This is a genomic window from Sphingosinicella sp. CPCC 101087 (assembly GCF_004151485.1).
Classification (GTDB): domain Bacteria; phylum Pseudomonadota; class Alphaproteobacteria; order Sphingomonadales; family Sphingomonadaceae; genus Allosphingosinicella.
In genome coordinates this window covers 12,535-35,847 of sequence record NZ_SBFF01000018.1, presented here as the reverse complement: position 1 = coordinate 35,847, position 23,313 = coordinate 12,535, and the positions used below count along the sequence as shown (strand labels likewise).

14 protein-coding genes are annotated in these 23,313 nt (G+C 68.5%); 5 read left to right on the top strand and 9 right to left on the bottom strand.

Annotation, left to right across the window (positions count from 1 at the left end; all coding sequences use genetic code 11):
- Positions 1-959: 959 nt before the first annotated feature.
- The gene (locus tag EKM57_RS21160; protein ID WP_206185533.1) at positions 960-2,912 is read right to left on the bottom strand and encodes a serine hydrolase; all 1,953 of its coding nucleotides are present in this window, start codon (positions 2,910-2,912) and stop codon (positions 960-962) included.
- A 404-nt stretch (positions 2,913-3,316) separates the two neighbouring features.
- Positions 3,317-3,451, bottom strand: coding sequence for a hypothetical protein (locus tag EKM57_RS22720; RefSeq protein WP_256386927.1), 135 nt, complete (start codon positions 3,449-3,451; stop codon positions 3,317-3,319).
- Between the two features lie 167 nt (positions 3,452-3,618).
- Here EKM57_RS22720 and EKM57_RS21155 point away from each other — a divergent pair, with 167 nt between their 5' ends.
- Positions 3,619-5,025, top strand: coding sequence for a right-handed parallel beta-helix repeat-containing protein (locus EKM57_RS21155; protein WP_206185532.1), 1,407 nt, complete (start codon positions 3,619-3,621; stop codon positions 5,023-5,025).
- Between the two features lie 32 nt (positions 5,026-5,057).
- Here the strand turns inward: EKM57_RS21155 and EKM57_RS21150 are convergent, their stop codons facing one another.
- Positions 5,058-5,816 (bottom strand): class I SAM-dependent methyltransferase, encoded by a 759-nt coding sequence (locus tag EKM57_RS21150; protein ID WP_129794527.1) that lies wholly within the window; start codon positions 5,814-5,816, stop codon positions 5,058-5,060.
- A gap of 112 nt (positions 5,817-5,928) precedes the next feature.
- On the opposite strand from EKM57_RS21150, the gene EKM57_RS21145 reads away from it, so the two are divergent.
- Entirely contained in the window at positions 5,929-6,714 is a 786-nt protein-coding gene (locus tag EKM57_RS21145) for a helix-turn-helix domain-containing protein (protein ID WP_206185531.1), read from the top strand.
- A 54-nt stretch (positions 6,715-6,768) separates the two neighbouring features.
- Here the strand turns inward: EKM57_RS21145 and EKM57_RS21140 are convergent, their stop codons facing one another.
- Positions 6,769-7,248 (bottom strand): hypothetical protein, encoded by a 480-nt coding sequence (locus EKM57_RS21140; protein WP_129794525.1) that lies wholly within the window; start codon positions 7,246-7,248, stop codon positions 6,769-6,771.
- A gap of 826 nt (positions 7,249-8,074) precedes the next feature.
- On the opposite strand from EKM57_RS21140, the gene EKM57_RS21135 reads away from it, so the two are divergent.
- From EKM57_RS21135 to EKM57_RS21125, 3 genes are read left to right on the top strand one after another with little or no spacing between them, the layout of a single operon-like run.
- Positions 8,075-8,773, top strand: coding sequence for a response regulator transcription factor (locus EKM57_RS21135; protein ID WP_129794524.1), 699 nt, complete (start codon positions 8,075-8,077; stop codon positions 8,771-8,773).
- Positions 8,770-10,098: a FecR domain-containing protein gene (locus tag EKM57_RS21130; protein ID WP_129794523.1), complete on the top strand. Its 1,329-nt coding sequence runs from the start codon at positions 8,770-8,772 to the stop codon at positions 10,096-10,098. Before EKM57_RS21135 ends, EKM57_RS21130 begins: the two co-directional genes overlap by 4 nt.
- Positions 10,095-12,365 carry a CHASE2 domain-containing protein gene (locus EKM57_RS21125; RefSeq protein WP_165357598.1) on the top strand — a complete coding sequence of 757 codons (2,271 nt, stop codon included), beginning with the start codon at positions 10,095-10,097 and terminating at the stop codon, positions 12,363-12,365. The genes EKM57_RS21130 and EKM57_RS21125 overlap by 4 nt, the downstream gene beginning before the upstream one ends.
- Positions 12,366-12,371: 6 nt before the next feature.
- On the opposite strand, the gene EKM57_RS21120 is transcribed toward EKM57_RS21125, so the two are convergent.
- From EKM57_RS21120 to EKM57_RS21100, 5 genes are all read right to left on the bottom strand, one after another.
- Positions 12,372-12,863 (bottom strand): hypothetical protein, encoded by a 492-nt coding sequence (locus EKM57_RS21120; protein WP_129794521.1) that lies wholly within the window; start codon positions 12,861-12,863, stop codon positions 12,372-12,374.
- 71 nt (positions 12,864-12,934) lie between these two features.
- On the bottom strand, positions 12,935-13,903 hold the full coding sequence (locus EKM57_RS21115) for a GGDEF domain-containing protein (RefSeq protein WP_165357597.1): 969 nt from the start codon (positions 13,901-13,903) through the stop codon (positions 12,935-12,937).
- Positions 13,904-14,176: 273 nt separating this feature from the next.
- Positions 14,177-17,260 (bottom strand): CHAT domain-containing protein, encoded by a 3,084-nt coding sequence (locus EKM57_RS21110; protein WP_371414164.1) that lies wholly within the window; start codon positions 17,258-17,260, stop codon positions 14,177-14,179.
- A gap of 2 nt (positions 17,261-17,262) precedes the next feature.
- Complete coding sequence (locus EKM57_RS21105) at positions 17,263-21,438, bottom strand: hypothetical protein (protein ID WP_129794518.1); 4,176 nt, start codon at positions 21,436-21,438, stop codon at positions 17,263-17,265.
- On the bottom strand, positions 21,435-23,255 hold the full coding sequence (locus EKM57_RS21100; protein WP_129794517.1) for a ShlB/FhaC/HecB family hemolysin secretion/activation protein: 1,821 nt from the start codon (positions 23,253-23,255) through the stop codon (positions 21,435-21,437). Before EKM57_RS21100 ends, EKM57_RS21105 begins: the two co-directional genes overlap by 4 nt.
- Positions 23,256-23,313 lie beyond the last annotated feature (58 nt).

Below are 23,313 nucleotides of genomic sequence, written 5' to 3'. Positions count from 1 at the left end.
GGCGCACGACTCCTCGCAAGGAATCAGTCCTCGCGTTCGATTTCATCGGTTACGCCATTCCCCCGCATAGCCTTCCGGAGTAACGGGAAGGCTGTGGGTGCCGCCCGAAGCGAGGCAATCACCCGACTCGCTTGATTAACAGCATGTTGACTATCCCGGCTTTCGCGGTGCCGAGTCGAGTCAAGAAGATAGACTATGTCGATTCGGATTTTGTATAAGCCTGTGGGAAACCCTGTAGACCAAAAGATATAGGCCGTGGGTTAGGCTCGCGGCTTCGCGCAATGGATCCAAGCGAGCGCGCAGGCCGGGCCGACAGGAGCGCAATGCTGGTCGCGAAATCCTTTAGCCGCTGGCGAAGCGGCTGACCGGGCAATCGGGGATCGATCCGATCATCGATTGACTCCTCTGATTGCAGGAGCCGAAACGCGCTGTCCGCGCCGGACATAGCTTAACCTAGGCGAGCGGGCGCGACCCTACACGTTCCCTTATCGCCCGCACCGATCCCGCGGAGCGGGTTCGTTTCCCGACCAGATATTAACTCCACACAGGCTGACATCTCTGGTGAGCGGAATGTTCCGCTCCCGAACCGAGTCACCGCAGTTCGAATTTGCCGCGGGACGCTTCAGCCCACGGCGGCCAGCACGCATGGGCGGCACGAATGGAGGGCAGCCGTTGCGGATTTTTAGGTGATCGCAAATTCACCTCGGTTCGCCGCAAGCGGGGAATCGAACCGCAGTCGGATTGCCGACCAATGGAACATTTGATGGTAGATGCGGGCCAGGTCTCCAAGTTTACTTCTTTGATATCAGTATCATATAGCCAAGTTCGATTCCGCCCCTGGGCACCATCCCCCTGTCTCAGGGCCTCCCAAGGCGCTTCGCGAAGGTTTAGAAACCGCAATTTTCCGCGTTTCTTCTGTGCCGAACGGTGACCGGCCGCACCGCTCCCCTTCGCCGACTCTATTCCACCTCGGTGTAAAGATATTCGTGCTGGCTGTCGCGGATCAGAAGCGTACGCTTGCCCTCGCTCGTTCCGACCAAAGCGTCCACCCCGATGCCGCCGGGCGCCACCGACACGATCGACATGGTGCCGTCGGAGTTTCGGCGCGTGGCAACCGGTCCCTCGATGAAGCCCGCAACCAGATACTTCCCACCATCCCGGTCGGCGATCGTCAGATTGAGGCCCTCGGGCGAGCGATAGGCAGCGGCGAGGCTTGCGAGCACCTCGGGATCGCCGGGGATCGTCAGCCGCTCACGCCGGGCGGCGTTCGCCGCCTTCAACCGGGCGGCGGCCGGTGCGATGGCCTGCGCCGCTTCAGGTCTTCCATCATAAACGACCTCCAGAAGCCGGCGCAGGAACGGCGCGAAGAGCGCCGGTCCGGTATCCGCGTTGGTAAGTATGACCGCCCCGATCCCCGCTTCCGGCAGGGCGTAGAAGGTGCTGTGATAGCCTTGCAGGGTGCCGCCGTGCGTGACGACGGGTATGCCCCATTCGATCCGCTCCATCAGGCCCATTCCGTACCAGGCGTTTTCTCCCAGCGACACGGTGTGCCGGCGCCGTTCGAGCAGATTGGCCTCGCTCACCAGCCGACGGCCTTCGGGCGTAAGGCCCTTCGAGAGTTCAAGCTGGACATAGCGAGCCATGTCGGCGGCGCTCGACCAGGCACCGCCGGCCGGGCGATGCGGCTCAACCAGGTGGTTGAAGCGGTTCGACATCACGGTCATCCGCCCATCTACGTCGTAGCCGTGCGGGCGCGCCCAGTCGCCGCTTTCTCCGAACGACAGGTCGAAGCTCGTATCGTTCATGTCGAGCGGATCGAAGATGCGGGTCTTCATTGCCAGATCGAACGCTGCGCCCAGCTCCATACCGGGATAGGCCAGGTGGCCGCCGAGATAACCTGCCGCCGAGGCCATGAGGTTGTTGTACTGAAACAATTCCCCGAAGCCGCTGGTCGGCTGGGTGAGAGCCAGCTGCCTGAACGTGTCGGTGGCAGGCGCACCGCGGTCGGCCAGGATGAACGCGAAATCCTTGCGCGGCAGGCCGGTGCAGGCGCACACCAGGTGGCGAACCTCCACCGATCGAGTCACCTCGTCGCTCCCCAGCCGGAATGGGGGATAAAGCTCGGTGACCTTCTGATCCCACCTCAGCCGGCCTTCGTCGGCAAGCACCGACAGCAGCAAGGTCGCCATCCCCTTGGTGTTGGAGGCGATCATGAACTTGGTGCGAGCGGTCACGGGATCGTCGGAGCCCAGGGCACGCACGCCGATTCCCCCCTGCCAGACCACCTCGCCATCGTCGATCAAGGCCAGGCCAACGCCCGGCACTTCGAGCGCGCGCGCCGATTCCTCGACGAAGTCGCGCAACAGCTGCACCCGCTCGGGCGTCAGCGGATGCGCCTCCTTGCCCGCGAAGTTCTCGCGCTCATAGCCCGCGGGGCGCAGGCTTTGTCGAATCAGGTTCACGGCCGAGGAGCGCTTGTTCGCAATCGCCTCCGATCCGTCGGTGATCATGACGGTCCAGTCGGTGCCCCGGCGCAGCGCCAAGGCGGCGCTCACCCGCTGCTCGCTCGGCGCGCTTTCGTAGCTGAAGGCGACGCGTTCCTCCCAGCCCTCTCCGGGCGCTTCGGGCGTAGCGAGACGCACGGTGCGGGCGACGTTCGGCTTGAAGGTCGCCCAGGCCTTTGTTGCGGCCTCGCTCGCGTCCGCCGCGGCGCCGACCTCCACCACGGCAACCTGAAGAGTGCCCTCGGGTGCGGCGAAGATCGTGGCGGCGCCTTCAACGCTCCGGGTCCAACCGCCCGGCTGATGGTAGGCGACGCCTCCCGCGGTCTGGAGCGGCGTATCGGCGGCGGCCGTCTGAGCCATCGAAGGCAGCGGCAGCGCCAGGAGGGCCAACGTCAGTACGAGTTTCATGCCAGGACTCCCTGTTCAAATCTGCGGCTGCCGGCCGACCTGGTGCTTCGCCCGTCATCGTGGACCGGCCAAAGCAGCGGCAGGGAAAGCCGGGAGCGATTGCCTTGCGAGGCACATCCGGACCGTCGAGCGGAGGCGAATTCCCCCAGACCGACCGAGGCGGGGACGCCGAGCGACATCAGGGCCGAACCGAATGACAGGTCGCATGCGGCCGAGAGGACAAAGGACGGTCGCGGCTTGGCGCCGCCGCCGTAAAAACGCACCCGCTCGAATGCATGGAAGCCTCCCGGGAAGTGCAACTGTCATGATTGTGCCACGATATCCTGTTGGGGACAAGATGGGCACGATTGGAGAATTGCGCAGATAATGCGTTGCACCTTCCGGGGGGTGCAGCTCTGGTCGGATCACCTCGACCGGTTGCGCATCGGACCGATGTGGTGAGGGGCGCTTCCGTGAAGCGGCGCCGCGGTCACGCCGACCGGCCGGATCGTCCCGTCGCTGAGCCATCTCTGCTCGTCGTAAACAGGCATCTTATCCACGTCGGATTCGGATCTGAGCGTACTTCTGGGGTACGAGCCCGTGACGACGTCGAACTATCCGCAGGACGCATAATGATGGTCTCTTCCATTCCGCCCTCGGGCACCCCCCGCTTGTGCCGAGCCGACGAATGGTCTCCGGCGCCGGTACCAACCGGCCGGCACGCGATATGCTGAGCCGGCGGCACATGATCGGCTCGCTGGCCTGCGCGAGCCTCCTTCCTGCTTCCACGGCCTGTGCGGCGCAACGGGGAACGGAATTCACGCCCGAGCAGTTCGGGGCGGCCGGAAACGGGCGGGCCGACGATTATCCGGCCCTGGTCCGCCTCGCCGCCGAGGTCAGCCGCGCCGGCGGCGGGATCGTCCGGTTCGGGGCCGGGAAGACCTATCGGATCGACCGCTTCCTCTCGACCCGCACGCCCAGCCGGAGCGGCGTCGGCCATATCGATTTCAGAGGCTGCAACGGCCTGACCATCGACCTGAACGGCGCCACGATCGACGTCAAAGGCGACTTTCATCGCCGTGGAGACGTCCGCGGCACCCACTCGTCCACCCATGCCGTCGTCCCCCTGCATTTCGAAGCCTGTTCCGACGTCCTGGCGCGCGGCGGCACGCTCAACGGCAATGCCGGCATGACGACGGCTGATCGCCGCGTGGCGGAGGGGCCCGGGCACGGGATCATGATCGTCGGCTGCTCGCGCGTGCGCCTCCAGGATATCCATGTCCACCATTTCACGGCAGACGGCGTGTACATACGCGGGCGCGGCGGACGGGTGAGCCGGGACGTGAGGCTGACGAACGTCCGCCTGACCAACAATGCGCGCCAGGGGCTGACCAATTCCGGCGCCGTAGCGGTCGTGGCGACCGACTGCGCCTTCAGCGAGACGGGCAGGACCGGCGGCGACTATTTTCGCGCGCCCGGCGCCGGCGTCGACGTGGAGCCAGCTCTCCAATATGACGTCCCTTCCGAATTCAGGGCCGAGCGGTGCCGGTTCGACAATAATCGCGGCGCCCCCGTCGCCGCGGGCAATCCGACCACCGCCGCCCTGGTGGAGCTGATCGATTGCAGCGGGACCGGCAGCCCGTGGAGCCGAATGATCCTCACCTGCGCGCAGGCGCGCATCCGCGGCGGAAACTGGCACAATATCCAGATCGCCCCCGGCTATGGCGCGCATCGCAAGTTCGGGACCGACGTCAACCTGGAGGTGAGCGGAGGCGTGTGGAGCGGCGACAATCCGGGCTGGGGCCCCGTCTTCGACCTCAGCCGGCAGCAGCCGAACACGTGGATCCACCACAACCGTTTCCTGCTGCGCTCGCCGCAGCCCTTCCGCCAGACCTATCTCTTCCGCTGCGCCAACCCCAATCACCGATTCGAGGACAATGAAGTCTTCGTCGCCCGGTCCGGCCATGACGGCGAGGGCGACGATCTGGTCGGGCAATTCGCCGGGGCGACGGTTCGCCGGAACCATTGGTCGACCGACCTTCGGGGGCCGGGCCGCTTCGTGAACAATTACGGGCGGGCGCGGCTGGTCGAGCAGGAGCGCTTCAGCGGCGCGTTCGCCCGGTCCGGGGCCTGAACTTAGCTGCGGGAGTCTTCGGCAGAAGAAGCTCAGCAGACGCGCGTGGCGACGAACATCAACGCGCCGTCCGCGCTGATCCCGTCCACGGCCGCGCGGGCCAGTATCGCGTCGAGACCAGCCGCCGCGTCCGATCGATCGCCCTGCAGTCGGTCGAGATGGCGCCGCCCGTCACGCTCGACCATGCCGAGCGGGAGATTGCCGAGGACAAGCCGATGGGTCGCATCGAAGGCGAACCACCCCGCGGCCTGCAACGGCCGCATGAGATCGAAGGCGGAGGGGCAGGGATTGTGGACCATGCCCGATGCGCGATCGATGGACTTGCTCCAAAGATCGTAGGCCAGCGCGACGCCCTGAGACGGTATCGTCGCATCATACCAGGGATCGAGCACCAGCACGGCCCGCCGCGCCACCCGGCTCGCCTCGAGCAGCGCCACGTCGAGGCTGGTCAGATGGTGGGCGGCATATTCGAACGTCACCACGTCGAAGCTTCGATCCGCATAAGGCAGCGCCTCGGCGGCGGCGACCTGCGCCTCGAAGCCCGCCCGCCGCAGCGCCTCGACCGAGTCCGGATCGACGTCCAGGCCGACGCAGCGTCGACAACCGGCGGCGCGCACGGCCTCCAGCAACGCACCCGCCCCGCACCCGACGTCCAGCAGGGATTCGGGGTCCATCTGGGCGGCACGCGCCAGGAACTCGGCCTTGTAGACCTTGTGGGCCGCGACCGAAGGGCCGTTCGCGCCATCGACGCGGGCATCGCGAGCCGATCTTGCGCTGTTTACATCGTTCATTCGGGTCTCCACTCGTCGGCGCGAATGTCCACGTCGCCGGCAGCCCGACTTGACCCGACCCTTCCCGAGCCCGATAGCCCATGGTGCGACACAGACCGTTGAGGATCGGACAGTGACGGCGTCCCCCTCCGCGCATTCAGGCCCTGCGCCGACCGATGGCCCGGTGGCGATCCGGACCACCTATCCGCCGCATTTTCGAAGCGAATGGCACGCCATCGACCTGGGGCAACTCATCTATCCCAGCCGCGGCGTGATGACCCTGCATATCCGCTCGGGAGCCTGGGTCGTGCCGCCGCTTCGAGGCTGCTGGGTGCCAGCCCACGAGGAGCATCGGGTCGAAACCCGTACCGGATTGGAGATGCACAGCGTCTATTGCCGGCGCCTCGCGGGCCTGATGCCGAACGCCAGCGGCATCGTCCCGATCAGCCCCTTCCTGCGCGAGCTGATCCTGACAATGACCGATTTCGCGGACGACCATCCCGGCGCCACCATCGGCGAGAAGATCGACTCGCTCCTCCTCGGCGAGATTTCGCCGCAGCCTCAGCCGCCTTTGGCGCTTCCCGAACCCTCCGATCCAGCCCTCGTCAGGATCGCCGATGCGCTTCGCGCCGATCCGTCCGACGCAAGGCAACTGCAAGACTGGGCGCGCGAACTCGGCACCACCACCCGATCGCTTGCGCGCGCCTTTGCCCGGGAGTCGCGAATGCCGTTTACCGAGTTCCGCCGCCAGGTCCGCCTTCACGCGGCCATGGAGAGGCTGGCCCGAGGAGAGGCCGTCACGAACGTGGCCCTCGACGTGGGATTCAGCTCGACGTCCAACTTCATCGCCATGTTCCGGCGCGCGACCGGCCTGACGCCCAAAGCCTATTTCGGCAGGTCTCGCCGGCCGAAAGGGTGAGCCGCGCACCCTCCCGGCGCCGGCCGGAGAAGAGCGAGCCGGGCGAAGTGCGGGTCAGTCCGGCCCCGCCGCCGCGACGCGCCTGGTCGATCGGTCCTGCCGTCGGCCCTCGGTGACACCCGACCACCAGTCCCGGGACAGGCCGGCGGCGACAGCCAGCGCCGCAACGAAGGTCACCACGCCCGTCGTCTGGAACAGAAGGTCGGGCCGGAAGTCCGCGACAGGGGATCCGACGAGCTGCCGCCAGACCGGCCAGGCATGATTATAGCCGCCTTCGAACAGGCCGAGCAGGCCGACCCAGAACAGTGCCGCCAGCAATGTCGCGAGCATGCGGCGCGGCCTGCTTGCGGTCGGGCCGTTCGACAGGAGCGTGAGCAGGAAGATGCCGGCGAAGACCGCCGCCGCGTACAAGCGGCCCAAAGAATCGAAGGCGATCCCTCCATGGACATGATGGACGGTGGTCGCCGCGAACTCACAGGCGATCGCGGCAACGGTGAACCACCCCAGCGGGCGGCCTTCCGAAGTTCGGGACATCGGGCCATTCCTTGCTTGGACCAAAGGGACCGCTTCGCCGATTATCGCCTCCCGGCGGCGGCAGCCCACCAGGCGCATCGAAGGACGTCCGATCGTCGCCACGGCCCCTTTCCGAAGTCCAATTTCCGCCGGGGCTGCCGCCAGCGCTAGGCGCCGAGCCGACAAAGACTATTGCGGGCGAGACAGGGCCTTTCAGCGATCGCCACGCGGACGCGAAATCCCGTCGAGACAGCCAGCGCAGCGAGGACGGGGCGCCGCCGCTTCAGCCGCCGCCCGGCTCCGGCCGAGCGCCGGTCGAGGGGTGACCGGCAGAGTGGGCCGGCAAGCGGCTCGCCACGCGCATGGCCCGAAGCTCGCATTCGGAAGCCATTTCGTGAAGGAGCAAGCTGGCCTTCTGGTCTCCCATGGACCAGGCAAGCTTCCTGCATGCCATGGCCTGATTGGTCAGCCGGTGTAGCAATGCCCTGTCCATAGCTGCAGATTAAACCGACGCGCCGCCAACGTTAAGTATCGGTTCGCCGCTTTTGCATTGTTTTACAGTCTCGTAGGCGGCAGGTTCGCTGCCTCGCCCGCAGGCGCGAGCCGTCGTCCTGAAATGGCTCGACGCTTGCCATGAACGCCACCGCTTCGCGGGAGGCGTTCGCGCGGTCGGACGCCGCCGCCAAACGGGAAATTGTAAAGGAGTGTGAAATGCCGGTGCCGTCCCGCTAGCAACGGCGATAAGCCTGCTATGGGGCGCAACGGCCTTGTTCGCGATCCCGCTCGATCTTCGAGCTGCGGATGGCCTTGCGGAGAGTTCAACGACATCAAGAAACAGACATGGGCAATGCGGATCGGCATTCTCGAGGATGACCCGGCCTTGGCCGATCAACTGCAGAAACTGCTCTCAACGGCGGGACATAGCAGCTTCGTCTTCCACAGTGGGCAGAAGCTGATCGGTTTCCTGTCGCGCGAGACGGTCGACATCCTGCTGCTGGACTGGAACGTCCCGGACGTGTCCGGTCTCGACGTGATCCGCTGGTCGCGGCAGCATGTCACGCGCCACCCCCCGATCGTGGTGCTGACCAGCCGCACGGCCGAAGAGGATATCGTCGCGGCGCTCAAGGCCGGCGCCGACGATTATGTCATCAAGCCGGTCCAGCCGGCGGTGCTGCTCGCCAGGATCGAGGCGCTGTGCCGGCGAGTCTATCCGGAGCCGCCCTCGACCGGACCGGAGAAGTTCGGCGAATATGCCTTCGACACGCGCACCGAAACCGCCACCGTGCGCGACTCGCCGATCCAGCTCACCGCCAAGGAGTTCGCGCTGGCGCTGATGCTGTTCCGCAACCTCAACCGGACGCTGTCGCGCTCCTACATCTTCGAGGCGCTTTGGGGATCCAATCCCGATCTGCAGACACGCACCCTCGACGCCCACATTTCCAAGGTGAGGACGAAGCTCGGACTTAGGGCGAGCAACGGCTTCAGGCTTGTTCCCGTCTACGCCTACGGATACCGGCTGGAGGCGATCGGGGAGGGAACGGCATGACGAGAGGGGCGATCATCGCGGCGCTGGTGGCATTCCTGCTTCCCGTGGCCGCGTCGGCCGCCTCTCCACCAGGTCCTGCCGACCCGGTGCTCTATACGACCCGGCAGGGAGACAATCTCTACACGCTGGCCCAGCGCTACTTCGTCCGGACGGCCGATTATGTTCGTGTGCAGCGGCTCAACCGGGTCATAGACCCGTACCGCCTGCCCGTCGGACGAACCCTACGGATCCCGCGCGCGCTGCTGCGCCACGAACCGTTGACGGCGACCGTGATCGCGATGCGGGGGCAGGTCCGCGTCACCAGAGGCGGCCGGGAAGTCGCCGTGGCCGAAGGCACGAAGATTAGCGAAGGCGACGAGATCTCGACGGCCGCCAACGCCTTCGTGTCGCTCCGCCTCGAGGACGGATCGACCGTGTCCCTGCCTTCGCGCAGCCGCGTCGGCGTGCGTCGCCTGCGCCGCGTGCTCCTGACGGGCGGCATCGAACGTTCGTTCGCTCTGGAGGCGGGCCGGACTCGCGCCGTCGTGACTCCGGCGGAGAACGAGGACGACGGATTCCGGATCTCGACTCCGGTCTCGGTCTCCGCCGTGCGCGGGACCGAGTTTCGAGCCCGCTTCGAGCCGGACAGCGCTCGCGCGGCCACCGAAGTGATCGACGGGACGGTCGCCGTCGCCGCGAATGCGGAAGCGGATCCGGTCGCGCTCGCCGCCGGCTTCGGCGCCGTGTCGACGGCCGCCGGAACCTCGCCGCCCGTGCCGCTCCTGCCGGCACCGGAGCTGCGGCGGCCAGGCAAGGTGCAGGACGAGCCAGAGCTGAACTTCGAGGTCGAGCCGCTCGAAAATGCCGCGGCCTATCGCGTCCAGGTGGCGCGTGACGCCGGATTTCTCGACGTGGCCGCCGACGAGACGGCCCAAACGCCGAACGTGACCCTGCCCCCGGTGCCGGACGGCACCTGGTTCGTCCGCGCATCCGCCCTCGACGCCCAGGGCCTCGAAGGCCTGGCCGCCACCTACAGCTTCCAGCGCCGCCTCCAGCAGATCGAGACAGCGCTGGAGCAGCGGCAAGCCGGGCGATATCGGGAATATCTGTTCCGCTGGATCGTCGAGGGCTCGGGCACCCGCCAATATCGGTTCCAGCTCATGAAGGACCGGCCCGACGCGACGCCCATGGTCGACGAAGCCGGCCTGACCACCGGGCGCTTCGTCGTCACCGACCTTCCGGAGGGCACCTATTATTGGCGGGTCATGTCCGTCCAGTTCGTCGACGGTTCCGCTTTCGCCAAATGGTCGGCGATGGAGCAGCTGACGATCACCCCGGACGAATGAGATTCCCGGGCCGGCTCCATCGCCTCACCGCCGAATGGTGGCTGGTCGCCATCGTCTCCAGCGCTCTCGTCATCTTCCTCGCCCAGAGCCGCGCCACGGAGAGGATGGACGACCTCGCTTATGACGCGCTCCTCCACCTCAAGACGCACGAGCCGGATCCGCGCATCCTGCTCGTCACCATCGACAATCGCAGCCTGCAGGCGGTCGGCCGCTGGCCATGGCCGCGCGAAATCCATGCCGAACTGATCGAGCATATCGCCGAGGGCGCTCCGAGCGCCATCGCCTATGACGTCCTATTCCTGGAGCCCGCGCCGGGCGATGCGCGGCTCGGGCAAGCCATAGGCCGAGCCGGGCCGGTCTTCCTCCCGCTGCTTCTCGAGCAGACCGGAACGGCCGGCTCGCCGCTCGAGGCCATCCAGCCGGTCCCGCCGCTTCGCGAAACGGCGTCGGGCACCGGCCATGTGAACCTCATCCCCGACCGCGACGGCAAGATCCGCCGGGTGCGGCTGACGGAACGCGACGGCGCCGCCGAGTGGCCCCATCTGATGGATCTCGTGCGGCGCCACGCACAAGTCGGCGCCGAAGGCGCGCCCGCCGCCGGCCGCGACGGGATCATCCTGCTCCCGTTCGCGGGCCCATCCGGCCATTTCCCGACCATCGGGGCGGATGCCGTGCTTCGGGGAGAACTTCCGGCCGAGCTGCTGCGGGACCGGATCGTGATCGTCGGTGCGACGGCGCCGGGACTGGGCGACCGGCATCCTGTCCCGCTGAGCGACCGCGATGGCGGAATGTCCGGGGTCGAGATCCAGGCGAACCTGCTCGACGGCCTCCTGAGAGGCGACCTGGCGGACGAGGCCGTACCGTGGTTTCGGGCGCTCTTCGCGCTGGCGCCGCTCTGGCTGCTGCTGCTCGCCTTGCGCAAGCTGCGGCCGCGGACGACGCTGGTCGTGCTCCCGGCCTTGATCCTGCTGATCCTCGCTCTGAGCGCGGCCGCCTTCCACTGGCTCAGGATCTGGATTCCCCCTGTCCCCGCGCTGATCGGCCCGGTGCTGGTCTACCCCCTGTGGGGATGGCGACGACTGGTCGGCGTGAGCGGCTACATGGTCAGCGAGCTGGAACGGCTCCGGGCCGAGCCCGACATATTGCCCTCGGTCACGAACCCGACCGTCACCACCGATCCGGTCACGCGAGAGGCCATATTGCTGGGCGAGGCGGTGTCGAAGCTGCGCGCGATGCGGCGGTTCGTGTCCGACAGCATGGACCAGCTCCCCGATGCGGTTTTCGTCGTCGACAAGGAGGGCGCGATCACCCTCGCCAACCGATGCGCGCAGGAATTGCTCGAGACGATTCACCGAACCGGCGGAGAGCCGCGGCTCCCGGACCTTCTGGACCGGCTGGAGCCCATGTTCGACGGCAGCGGCCTTTCGCTGTGGCCGCCGCCCGGCGCCGGCAAGCGGCAGGAGGCCGTCGCTCCCGACGGCCGGATCTTCGACATCCTGTCGAGCGAGCATCACGACGAGAGCGGACGTCCCGCCGGGTGGATCGTCCGCATGAGCGACATCAGCCCGATCCGCATCGCCCAGCGGCAGCGCGACGACATGCTCCATTATCTGACCCACGACATGCGCTCCCCGCAGGCGTCGATCCTCGCGCTCACGTCCAGCGCCGAACCGGAGAACATCGCGCCGGCGCTCGCCGAGCGGATCGAACGCTACGCCCATCGCACGCTCGCTTTGGCCGACGGCATCGTGCATCTCGCACGCGCGGAGACGCTCAGCTACGAGCCGCTCCTCCTCAACCTGGTCGACGTCGTCGACGATGCCATCGACGAGCTCTGGCCCCAGATTCGCGAGAAGAATCTCGAGGTGGAGGTTAATCGCGTGGACGAGGAGTTGCTTCTGTCCGGCGAGCCCTCGCTGCTGACACGGGCGTTCATCAACCTGTTCGACAATGCGACGAAGCACAGCCCGCACGGCGGACGGCTGGCCTGCACGGTCCGCCGCCGCGACAGCGGCGAAGGCCCGGTGGCGGAGTGCCTGATTCGGGATGAAGGCGGCGGCATGGCGCCCGAGATGGTCGCCACCCTGTTCGAGCGGTTTCGACGCGGCCCTGCCGCCGCAGGCTCCAGAGGCGCCGGTCTGGGCCTCGCCATCGTGCAGACGGTGATCGCGCGGCACGGCGGCACCATCAGGTGCGAGAGCAGTCTCGGCGAGGGCACGACCTTCACCGTGACGCTCCCGCTCGCCGCCGGAGAGGAAGCCGGCTGAACCCGTTCAGCCGGCCGGAGCGTCCGAAGGGCCCGGCGACTCCAACACGGCTTGAAGCAGCGGGTCCCATCCCTCGCCGGCCCGACGGCCCGACCCGCGCCGGATCGCTGACGCGCGAAAGACCTCCCGGCCCGTCGCCGTGTCGGCGATGCTGATGGCGAGCGTGCTGACCGGCCTGCGCTTGCGGCTCAGGTCGGGCGCGCGCAGCCACTGCCGGTCGTCGCGATCCGGCAGGAACAGGCCGGTGCCCGCAGGCCGCTCGGACACGCTGAGCTGAACGAGGAAGGCCGGCCGCTCCGCCGGCCGGAGGCCGCGACCTTCGGCCCAGGTCGAGAAAGCGCGTTCGAGGTCCGGATCGACGCCCTCGGCCAGGGCGAAATCGCCCTCGGCGGGCAAGGTCCCGCTCGACTGGGTCTCGATAGGCGGCGTCGAGGCGCAGCCGCCGATGAGAATGAGGGCGAGCGCGGCGGCCGCCGCCCGGCTGAACGTGTTGCGCATCGGCCTTTCCCTACAATGGAGGGACGTGCCGAAACAAGACGAAGGGGGCGCACGCCGTCGGACGTGGCGACTCACGAGATCCGTGCCGTGCCACTCACCGACGCCATTCCGATGCTGTTCCGTCCAGCCGCCTTTGCCCGATAGAGGGCATGGTCGGCGGCCTGGATCAGCCTGTCGCGGTGCCGGCGGGCCGGCCCGCAATCCGACGCCACGTCAACCGATGCCACGCCGATGCTGATCGTGACCTTGCCCGGCTCGCTCCCGGGATGCGCCAGGTTCAGAGCCTCGACGGCCGTCCGCAGGCGCTCGGCAACCTGCCGGGCGCCCTCTCCAGTCATCCCGGAAAGCAGAGCGACGAATTCCTCGCCGCCGAACCGGCCCGCCACGTCTCCGGGACGCCGCATTTCCTGGCCCAGCACGGCGGAAACGGCGCGCAAGCAGGCGTCGCCTTCGAGATGGCCGAACAGATCATTGTAGGATTTGAAGCAGTCGATATCGATCATGAGGAGCGAAACCGGCCGCTGCTCGCGGCGCGCCCGCCCGAGTTCGACATTGAGCTGGGACTCCAGCCCCCGTCGGTTCAGCAGACCGGTCAGCTCGTCGTGACGCGCCAGCGACAGCAGCCGCCTTCGGGATTCGCGCAAGCCGGCTTCGAAACGGACGCGGCGGGTGATATCGAACGCGACGATCGAGATGCCGCAGGTCGCGTCGGCCAGATCCCGCAAGGGGCTCGCCACGAGCCGGTAGTGCCGGCCCTGCCAGCTGACCTGCCGCTCCGGCAGGGGTCTCCCGGCATCCGCGGCCTCGAACCAGCGATCAAGGGCGGCGGGCGCGGGCGGGAAAAATTCCGCGACCCGCCGACCCTTGATCGTTCCGGCAGACAGACCGTGAACTTCGGCCATGGCCTCGTTGACGAAGGCGTAGCGGAAGCTTCGGTCGATCAGGCAGATGGGAGCAGGCAGGCCCAGCAGAAGCCCGCTCAATTGCCCGAGATGCCCCGCCGGAAGCGGGAAACTGTCGTTCGCGGCAACCCTCGCCACGGCGCGCACCGCGGCCGTTGCAGATGCGCTTCGGCTTGCCGGAACAATCACTGAAGGCGTCTCCATATGGGGGCGGACCGCAAAATAGCTTCCGCGGTCGAATCGATGCGTGCCTTGCGATCATTCGGGCGTGCGAGTCATGTAAACAATTGCAAAATCTCCGGCCAAGTGTTTGGTTAACGGAGCATTTTCCTCGATTCGCCAGCGGCTAGGCGCATTGCCCGAAGGGCGACGACGTACGAGCAGCGTGGTGCGACGAGCGCGACCTGCCGATCAGTCGAGCGACGCGATCGCGGGCGGCACCGCCTGTGTCGCGGCCGCCGTTCGGATGACGGGGATGGCGCCATCTCCCACGATGGCGAAAGCCGACCAGTAGTAAGGATGGGACGTCTGCGGATCATCCATCAGCGCGCGTTGGGCGATCTGGAGGGATTCGGCGGTCGAAGTGCCCGGAGGGGCGGTGAACAGGCCGGTGACGAGCCGCTCGGTGGCGGAGAAATCATCCGGCACCGGCCAGTGGCTGGCCAGCACCGATCGGCCGCCGGCGCCGACGAAGGCGCGCACCAACCCGTCCATCGCAGTGCCGCCGCCGGACATGATCCCGGCTGCGCGCGTCGCGGCGATGCTGGCGCCCCCCGCCGTGTCGCAGGCCGAGAGGATGACCAGATCGGCATCGAGCCGGAGATCGAATATCTCGGCGAAGGTCAGCAGGCCGTCCGACTCCTCTGGGCCGAACGAGGTCAGCAAGGCGGGAAGTGCCGGGCATTCCGCGCGCGGCGCCGTCACCAGGCCGTGCGTGGCGAAGTGGATGACCCGATAGTCGTCCATCCCCTCCATCCGGCGGATGGACGTGTCCGAAAAGTCTTCGCCGGTGACGACCTGTCCCTCGTTGCCGCCGGTGCGGGCGATGGAGCCGCGCGCCGCCAGCAGCTCGGCCGCCGAGATGGGTCGGGACCAGGTTGAGACCGGCCATTGGCAGGCCGAGCCCCCTCCAGCCGCCGAGCGCGTGGCGGAGGGGAGCGCGGTCACGTCCACCGGCTGGTTCTGCCCGAAGCCGAGATAAGCGCGTTGCGCGCCGGAGGGCCTGGCCTGGCGGATATCCCGGAAGGCGCCGGCGGAGACGGCCGTGGTCACGTCGAGGCGCCGGCCGAGCCAGTCGAGTCCGGTGAAGTCGTACGGATCGCCGTCGGGCCGGTTCGCCCGCTCGGCATAAGCCGCGACGCTGTCGCCGCTGGTCACCAGCAGGTTGAGCGGGAGCGTCAGCATCGCGCCATCGGGCTCGAACACCAGATGGCGAATGCCGGCCATCTCCCGCTCCACCGGGCCGAACAGTCGGCCGTAAAGCTCATGCGAGCGCGCGACATCGAACGGGTAGGTGACGTTCTGCCCGTCCTCGACTTTCACGATCGAGTCCCTGAGGGCCGAGACGATTCCGTTCATCTCGCTCTCGCTCATCCCGATCGGATAGGCGCGGGCCGCATCGCGGGTCAGGAAGAGCGCGTAGCTCGAATCGTCGAGGACGATGAGCTTCAGATAGGCCTCGCCCTCGCGAAGCTCGCCTTGAAGCTCGGCAAGTCCGATCGCCGCGGGAGAAACCGCGCGGTAGCGCGGATATTGCGCAAGCTCGGCCTGGGTCGCGACCTGCAGCGACTCCAGCGCTTCAAGGCGCTGCTGAAGCTCGGCGAGGCGCAGGCCGGCCCCAGCGTCCTGCGACGCCTCGCTCGCCAGGGCGGCGACGGCGATGCGGGTGCGCTCGACCTCCCGCGCCAGGTTGAGCGACCGCCGGAAGAGGCCGGCCGCCGCATCGCTTCCGGCGGAGAGTTCGCGCGCCAGCACGGCCTGAGTCTGCGCGACGCCGGGCCGCATCAGCGCCTGCCCGGCCTGGAACATGTCGGCGACGGCTTCCGGCCGGTCGGCACGCCGCGCTAGGAGGGCGAAATAAGGGGTGATCAGGCGCTTGAGGCCCGGTGCCGGCGTGCGCTGCGCGATCTCGACGACAGACCGGTAGAGTGCGATCGCCTCATCTTCGCGGCCGGCGCGGGCGAGGAAGCTCGCCAGCTGCGCCTGCGACGACAGCAAGGCGGGCGAGGCCGGATAGCGCGTGGCGACGAGCTCGGCGGCGGCTCGATACAGCCGCTCGGCCTCGGCCGGATCGCCGTCCGATTCGGCCATCGCCGCAAGTTCGGTCATGATCTGGGCCCGCATCCAGGCGACCGAGCCGATCCGGCCGCCCCGGACCGCCCCCAGCCTCTCGAGAGCCTGGTTGAGCTCGAGACGCGCGCGCGCAGGGTCGCCGTTCAAGCCATAGACCGTCCCGCGGAGCTGCGCCGCCTGGCCGTCCAGGACTTCGGCGCGCTCGGCCGGGAGCAGCGCGTCCGTACCGGCGATCAGGGGCGCGGCGCCACTGCCTTCGGCATTGAGCCGCGCGGCGAGGCCGCGGTCGATCTCCAACGCGCGAAGACCGGCCGGATCGAAACCCTCCGGCGCGGGCAATGCCGCCGAAAGCAGTTCGATCGCGCCGGCGCGGTCGTCCAGGTTCAGGCGGTGGATCGCCTGATAGTTGCGCATCATGCGCGCCAGGACCGGGTCGGTGCCGACCGATTCCACAGCTTGAGCGAACAGCTCCTCGGCGCGCGCATGATTTCCGAGATTGGATTGCTGCAGGGCAGCGTTGAGCATCGCCTCGGCACCGCTCGCGGCTGGTCCGTCGGCCTGTTCGGCGGCAGCGAAAAACTCGGCGGCGGCCGCAAAGTCGCCGGCATTGCTGCGGCGATAGGCTTCGGCGAGCGCCGCCTCGGGCGAGAGCTGAACCGCCTGGGCCCGCGCAAAGGCAGCCGCGTCGCTGCCCTCCGTTACCGCGATCTCGACCGGGGCATCGACCGGGCGATCGAGCGCGATCGTCCGCAGCCCGATGCCGAGGGCGCTCTCATAACCGGCCACTCCATGAGCCGCGTAGACGCTGCCGCCGCGCGGCAACAGGTAGGTGATGCGCTGGATGCTCCCCTCGGCAGCGCAGCGCAGCGCCTGCACTTCACCGAGGCCGTCGATCGCCACCCGCGCGGCGGGCGAGCAATTGCCGGAGTCGCCGTGATGGACGCGCTCGATCGCCGACTCGGTCGTACCGCGAATGACGGCGAGCCGGCCGACCGGCGCGGAAGCGTCGCGACAGACGAGGGCGTAGGTGCGATCGAACAGGTCTCCCGCGCGGTCGGCCGGCAGCAGTTGGGCGGTGCAGAGCGCATTCGATCCGATCTGGAAGCTCTCCTCCAGGCTGACCGGACGCTGCTGCGCCGGCGCCTGAGCCGCGAGGGCCAGCGCGACCGCGAGACCCGATCCGGTCAACAAGGCTGCTTTCACGATCATTGCTCCTGCCCGCTATCATCTTCCTCGCGCTCGTCGGCGCCGGTGCGCCACCGGGCGTTGTCGCCGCCGCTCGCCACGCCCTGGTCGATCATCGAATCCAGCGTGAGGTCGGCCGTCCCGATCAGCGCCGGGAAGGCGCCGCCGAATGCCAGGTCGCGCTCCTCTTCTCCGGGCTCCGGGATGACCAGTTGCGCCAGCGGGCCGATGACGATCTCCGAACCCTGGATTGCGCCGCCGCCTTCGCCGCCAGGCGACGGCCGCGCCGGCAGGCCCGTCGTGACGAAGGTGGCGTTGAACTCGGAATCGTCCGTATAGGTGATGCCCTGCCCCTCGCCGAAATCGACACTGTTCGCATAAGCGGAATTGGTGACCGCGCCGCCGCCCTGGTCGAGGCCGGCGCCATAGCCGATCAGGCGGACCTGGGCCGCCTCGTCGTCATCGTCCTCGAGCCTGAAGATCAGCCCGGGGACGCGGGTCGCCGTGCCGCCGAAGGTCGTGTCGTCGCCGCTATTCTGGATGTAAACGGCCTTCTGGGGTTCTCCGGGCTCTCCGTCGAAGCTGAACTCGATGATCGAAGCCTGGAGATAGCCTTCGGGATTGTCCGGGCCGTTGTTCGTCGCCAGCGCGTCGGCGAGGCCGTCGAAATTCGGGTCGGCCTTGATCCGCGCCGTCAGCTCGGCGTCGGCGACGATGGTCGTTCCAGCTTCGATCTCGAGCCGGCCGCTCAACGTCTCGCCGTCGTTGACGCTTATCGAGCCGGTGGGCGTGATCACCTCGAGCAGGCCGCCGGCGACGTCGATCGACAAGGTGTCCTCGGGACCGGCGACATAGACCAGGGCGCCCTGGACGCTCACATTGTCGGCTTCCAGCTCGACGAAGGACGGGCCGCCGTCGGGCGCGCCGGTGATGGTGAGGTCGCGCACGACCACGTCCGTGCCGTTGAAGAAGACGCTTTGGGCCTCGACCCGGGCCGCTTCGTCCTGGGTCAGGGTATAACCGGGTCCCTGCTCGGCGCCGCCCAGTGTGACCAGCTCGCCGGTGTCGTTGGCGATGAGGGAAACGTCCACCGCGCCGATGCGCGCGCCCTCCAGGATCTCGAGGTCGTTCGAGACGAGAGAGAGGCCCTGCCCGCCGAGATTGATGATGTCGTCATTCACGCCGGCGATGCTGATCGTGCCGTTCGCGCTGAAGAAGTTCAGGAATGCGGTCGGCGTGTTCGGATCGGGACCGCCCAGAATGCGGCCCGATCCGGTCGTGCTGATCTCGATATCGCCCTGCACCTGCCATTGAGCGCTCTCGAGGAAGGTCACCAGGCCGCCCGTCGAGATCCTCGACGCCGCAGGCGCCACCTGCCCGGCCTGTTCTTCGGTAGCGGCGACGCCAAACGTCGTGAATTGCGCCTCGCCGACCGGGACCAGCAGGTCGGTCGTGCCGGGCGTGCTTGTCGCGACGTCTCCCAGCGACGTGATGTCACCGGCAAGGCTGCCGACCTCGATATTGCCGACACTGCCACCAAGGCCAGCGCCGGTCTCGATCAGGATGTTGCCGCCCACGACGGCTCCTGCGCCGCCGGTCGCGCCGCCTGCGCTCAGAGCCCGCGCCTCCAGCGTCGCGGTGCCGATGCCGATGTCGCCCGTAGCAGAGATGCCCGCCCGGCCGCCGATTGCAGCGCCCCCCGTGGCGCCCGTTCCACCCTCGGCGTTCGAGAGCAGACCGATCGTATCGACGCTTACCTGACCGCCGCTGGTGCCGGTCACGATGGCAAGCCCTCCCGTCGCGGCGCCGCCGTCGCCGGCACCCGCCGGTCCGGCGCCACCGGCTCCGCCGGCCGCGGAGGCATTCGCAACGGCGGTCACGAATTGCGCCACGGACCCGCCGAAATTGCCCGAGGCCTCGCCCCTGTACGATCCGAGCTGGGCCGTGCCGCCGAAGGCCGCGCCGCCGGCGCCACCCCCCTGCCCTGCGCCGCCGGCGCCGCCGGCGCCGCCTGTGCCGATCGCCTCCAGGGTGACGTCGAGCAATGTGAGATCGCCCTCGTCGATACCGGCGAGCGCGAACGCCCCGCCGGAATCGATCTGGTTGTCGAAGAGCCCGCCGCGGCCTTCGCCACCCGCGCCGGCCGCGACCGATCCGCCATCGCCCGCGCCGCCCGTGCCGCCGAAACCGTTGGCCGTGATGGTGGCGCTGCCTCCGAAGAAGCGCCCCGCCCCCGGCGACTCCGCCTGGATGAACGCCGTGCCGCCCTCGCCCGAGCCGCCCTGGCCGCCGAAGCCGCTGGCATTGCCGCCGACCGCGTCGGCCGCGACCCCTATCGCGCCATTGATCTGGATTTGACCGCCGATCGCAAGAATTCCAGCGCTGCCCGCTGCCGCCGCACCGCCGTCGGGGCCGCCGCCGCCATTCGCATTTGCGGTGACGGTGACGTTCCCCAGGGCGAGCGCGGAGCCGCCGCTCTCCGTAACGAGGCGCGCTATGCCGGCGACGCCATCGGCGGTCGAGCCGAAGCCAGCGGTCGCGGAAGCATCGATCTCGACGTCGCCGAAGATCACGACGGAACTGCCATCGAACGCCGCCGCGGACGCCGCGCCGCCGGTAGAATCGCCACCGACCGGGGACGCCCCGCCGAAGGAGAGATAGCTTTGGGCCGAAGCCGAGACGCGCGTGCCGCCATCGATCGTGATGGATCCGCCTCCGGCGGCAAAAATCCTCGCCTCGCCGCCGGTGGCGGAGCCGGAGGTCCCGAGGACCGAGTTGGTGCCCGGCCGCGCGTCGGCGGTCACCCGGACGTCGCCGGCGACGTCGATATTGCCGCCATTCTCCGCATAGAGCAGCGACTGGCCGCCCTGGGCGTCGAGCTCTCGGGTGACGCTGGGATTGGCGACGGCGAAATTCTTGAGATCGTCGGTCGAGATTTCGAGATTGCCACCGATCGTCAGCAACTCGCCGGTAACACGCGCCCCGACATGCGCCCGCGATCCGGCCTGCATGATCAGGTCGCCGCTGAAGCTGGGCGTCGCGGTGGTGCTCGCCACCAGGAAGTCGGTCACCGCGCGGCCGACCAGGTTGGACGTGAAGCTTCCGCCGTCGACGATAATGCTCGCCGGCGAGGCGCTGACGGGATCGGCGCCGCAGCCGTCGCAGGGACCGCCGAACAGCGGGTCGCCGGTCGCCGGACTGCCGTCCGACGTGATCGAGGTGATGTTATAGCCGGCCGACAGGACGATCTCGCCATTGACGATGCTGGCGTCCGTCGCCGGGTCGAAACCCAGATTGCCGGAGAAAAGCAGCTGGACGGCCTGGGTCTGGCCGACACCCACGGCGTAGATCGCCTGCCTGGAGTCCGCGCCGGTCCGGGCCGGGCCGCCGGTGGTGCCGGTGTGGATGATCGCGTCGGCCACGCTGGTGCCGGCCGTCACGACGATGTCGAACAGGCCGTTGATCAGCGTCAGGCCCACGGCCTCGGCCGCGACATAGGCAGTCGAGCCGTTGATCCGCGCCGTCCCGCCCATGACGACCTGCGGAGCGACGACCGCGAGGAAGCTGTTCTCGGCCGTCGCATTGATGGTGGCCCCCGGCAGGATCTCCACGCGCGCGCTACTGCCCGGAACGGCGGCCAGGCCGAGCGCGCCGCTGCCGTTTCCGAAATCCTGGAAGCTCGCCGGGTCGGGATCGGCGGCAGTGAGGATCAGGCTGCCGACGTCGAAAACCGCCGTGCTCCCGACCAATATCCCGTTCGGGCTGTAGAAAGCGACAAGGCCGCCAGGCGTCGTGCCGGCCCCGGTCTGCAGCCGGCTGACGATGTTGCCGTTGAGCTCCACGATTCCCGTTCCGGTCGGCAGGATCCGGTTCAGGATGACGAAGCCGCCGTCGCCGACCGAATCCTGGAAGAACGCCGTGTTGCCGGCCGGCAGGAAGTCGATCGTTCCGCCCGGCCCTTCGACCGGCGTCCAGTTGACGATCGAGTCGTCGAGCACGGTGATGGTCTCGACGCCCGGCGTGGTGCGGTCGAAATTCACCTGACCGGTCGCCACGGTCGGCGAGCCGTTGAAGGCCTGCGCGAAGGCGGCGCCGGCGAACGGCCCCGCCAGGGCGGCGATGGCGGCGACCGCACAGCCGGCCCTGAGCCCGGTCCTGCGGCGCGTGGCCGGCCGATTGCGATCGTGCGACATCATCGGAAACTCCAAGGCAGAAGCTTGGTGGTCAGGGTGAAGAGGAAGCGGACGTCTCCACGGTCGGCCTGAAGGCCGACGCGCTCGAGCGGGATGGCGACGGTCATGTCGGCCTGCACGCGGTCGCCCCAGAGCGCGCGCAACCCGCCGCCGGCCGAGGCCAGCCGGTCCCCGGCAACGCCCGGATCCTCGTTCCACACCCTGGCGACATCGACGAACACGTAAGGCTGGACCGCCAGGTCGTTGCGCGTCATCGGCGCAAGCCTGCCGAGGCGCAGCTCGATGCTGCTGCCGATGCCGCTGTCGCCGAGGATCGCGCCCGGATCGTAGCCGCGGCCGATGGTGAAGTTCCCGGCCGAGAACTCCTCGAAAGCGAGCAGCGGCCTGGCGCTATACTGGGCGCGGGCCTCGACCGCGATCGTGACGGCGGGCACCGGGCGGAATTCGGCGGCTCCGGCGTAGCGGACGAGCGTCGCGGTCGGATCGGCGAAGATCCGGCTGGGGGACTGGGCGCCCGCGGCCAGGCATTCGGCCGGCGCCGGCCGGCAATCGGGCGACGCGCCGAAGACGTCGACGCCGTGCCGGACCTCGATCAGCCCGCGCCCGGCCCAGCGCGGCTCGGCCGGCGAATAGCCGTTCCGATAGGCCAGGCTGTCCGGATCGGCGCTGTCGAACGTCAGCCGGCCAAACAGGACCCGAAGCCGGTCGCGCGTGAGCGGCGCATCGTTGAAATCGACATCCTGGTCGACCAGGTCGAAGCCGATCGACCCGCGGATGCTCGCCTGCCGCGTGCGCAGGAAAGGGTAGGTCGCCTGCAGCGTCGCGAAGAGCGTTTCCGAATCCACGTCGACGTCGGCAAGGCCGGTCTCCGGACGGCCCCAGCTACCGGTGACCTGCGCCGAGACGACGAGACCGTCGCTGCCGATGCGGAAGTCGTGGCCGAGCTGGAGGGTCTGCTGCTCATCGAAGTCGAGGGTGGTGAAGGCGGTCAGGGTCGTTCGGTCGCCCAGCCCTGTCAGGCCGTAAAGCTCCGCGCTCAGCAGGCCGCCGAAGCGCCCGAGCGCCTCCGAGCCATAATTCTGGACGCTCGCGACGAGGGTCGCAGGGCTATGCAGGACAGCCACCTCGCCGACGAGCTCGCCGGGGCCGGCGCCTGCCGAGCGCAAGGTGAGGCGCACGTCGTAGCCGGGGAGGTCACCGGCGAGGAGCAGGTAGCGCTCGGCCGCCTCGCGGTTGAACACCTCGTCCTCGGTCAGTCGCCTGAGATAAGCGGCGACGAGCCGCTCGGAGCGGCCGGCGTCGCCGCGAACCCTGACCGCGACCAACCGGCCGAGCACGACTCGGAAAGCGGCGCGGCCATCGGCCAGGCTTTGTTCGGGTATCTCGACCACGGCCAGGTAACCGGCCTCGTTGAGGATCGCCGTGGCGCGGTCCCGTATCGCGCAAAGCACCGAAACCGGCTGCTCCGACCCGATCAGCCCCGCATAAGCCGGCTCGAGCAGGGCGGACGGGACCGGCCCCATCTCCTGAAACTCGACAGAGGCGAGCGTGACCCGAATTTCTTCGAAGCGCGGATCGTCGAGCGCGCAACGGCCGGCCGGAACACCCCCCTCGACCTCCAGCCGCGCCCCCCTGCCCGGCAGCGACTGCACCGGTGCGCGCTCGACTTCCTCGCGTGTCGGAGGCGAGGCCGGCACCGCCTGGGCCGCGGCGACCGACGGGTCCGCCACCAGCACCATCGCGAGCACGAAGCTCGCCGCTGCACGCCGCCCGCACGTCACCCATCCGCGCGGCGACAGACCCCCGTCCGCCCCTGACATTCTTGCCCCCCGCTTTCGCACGGCGACCGGCGGCTTTGCCCTCCGTCCGGATCACCGA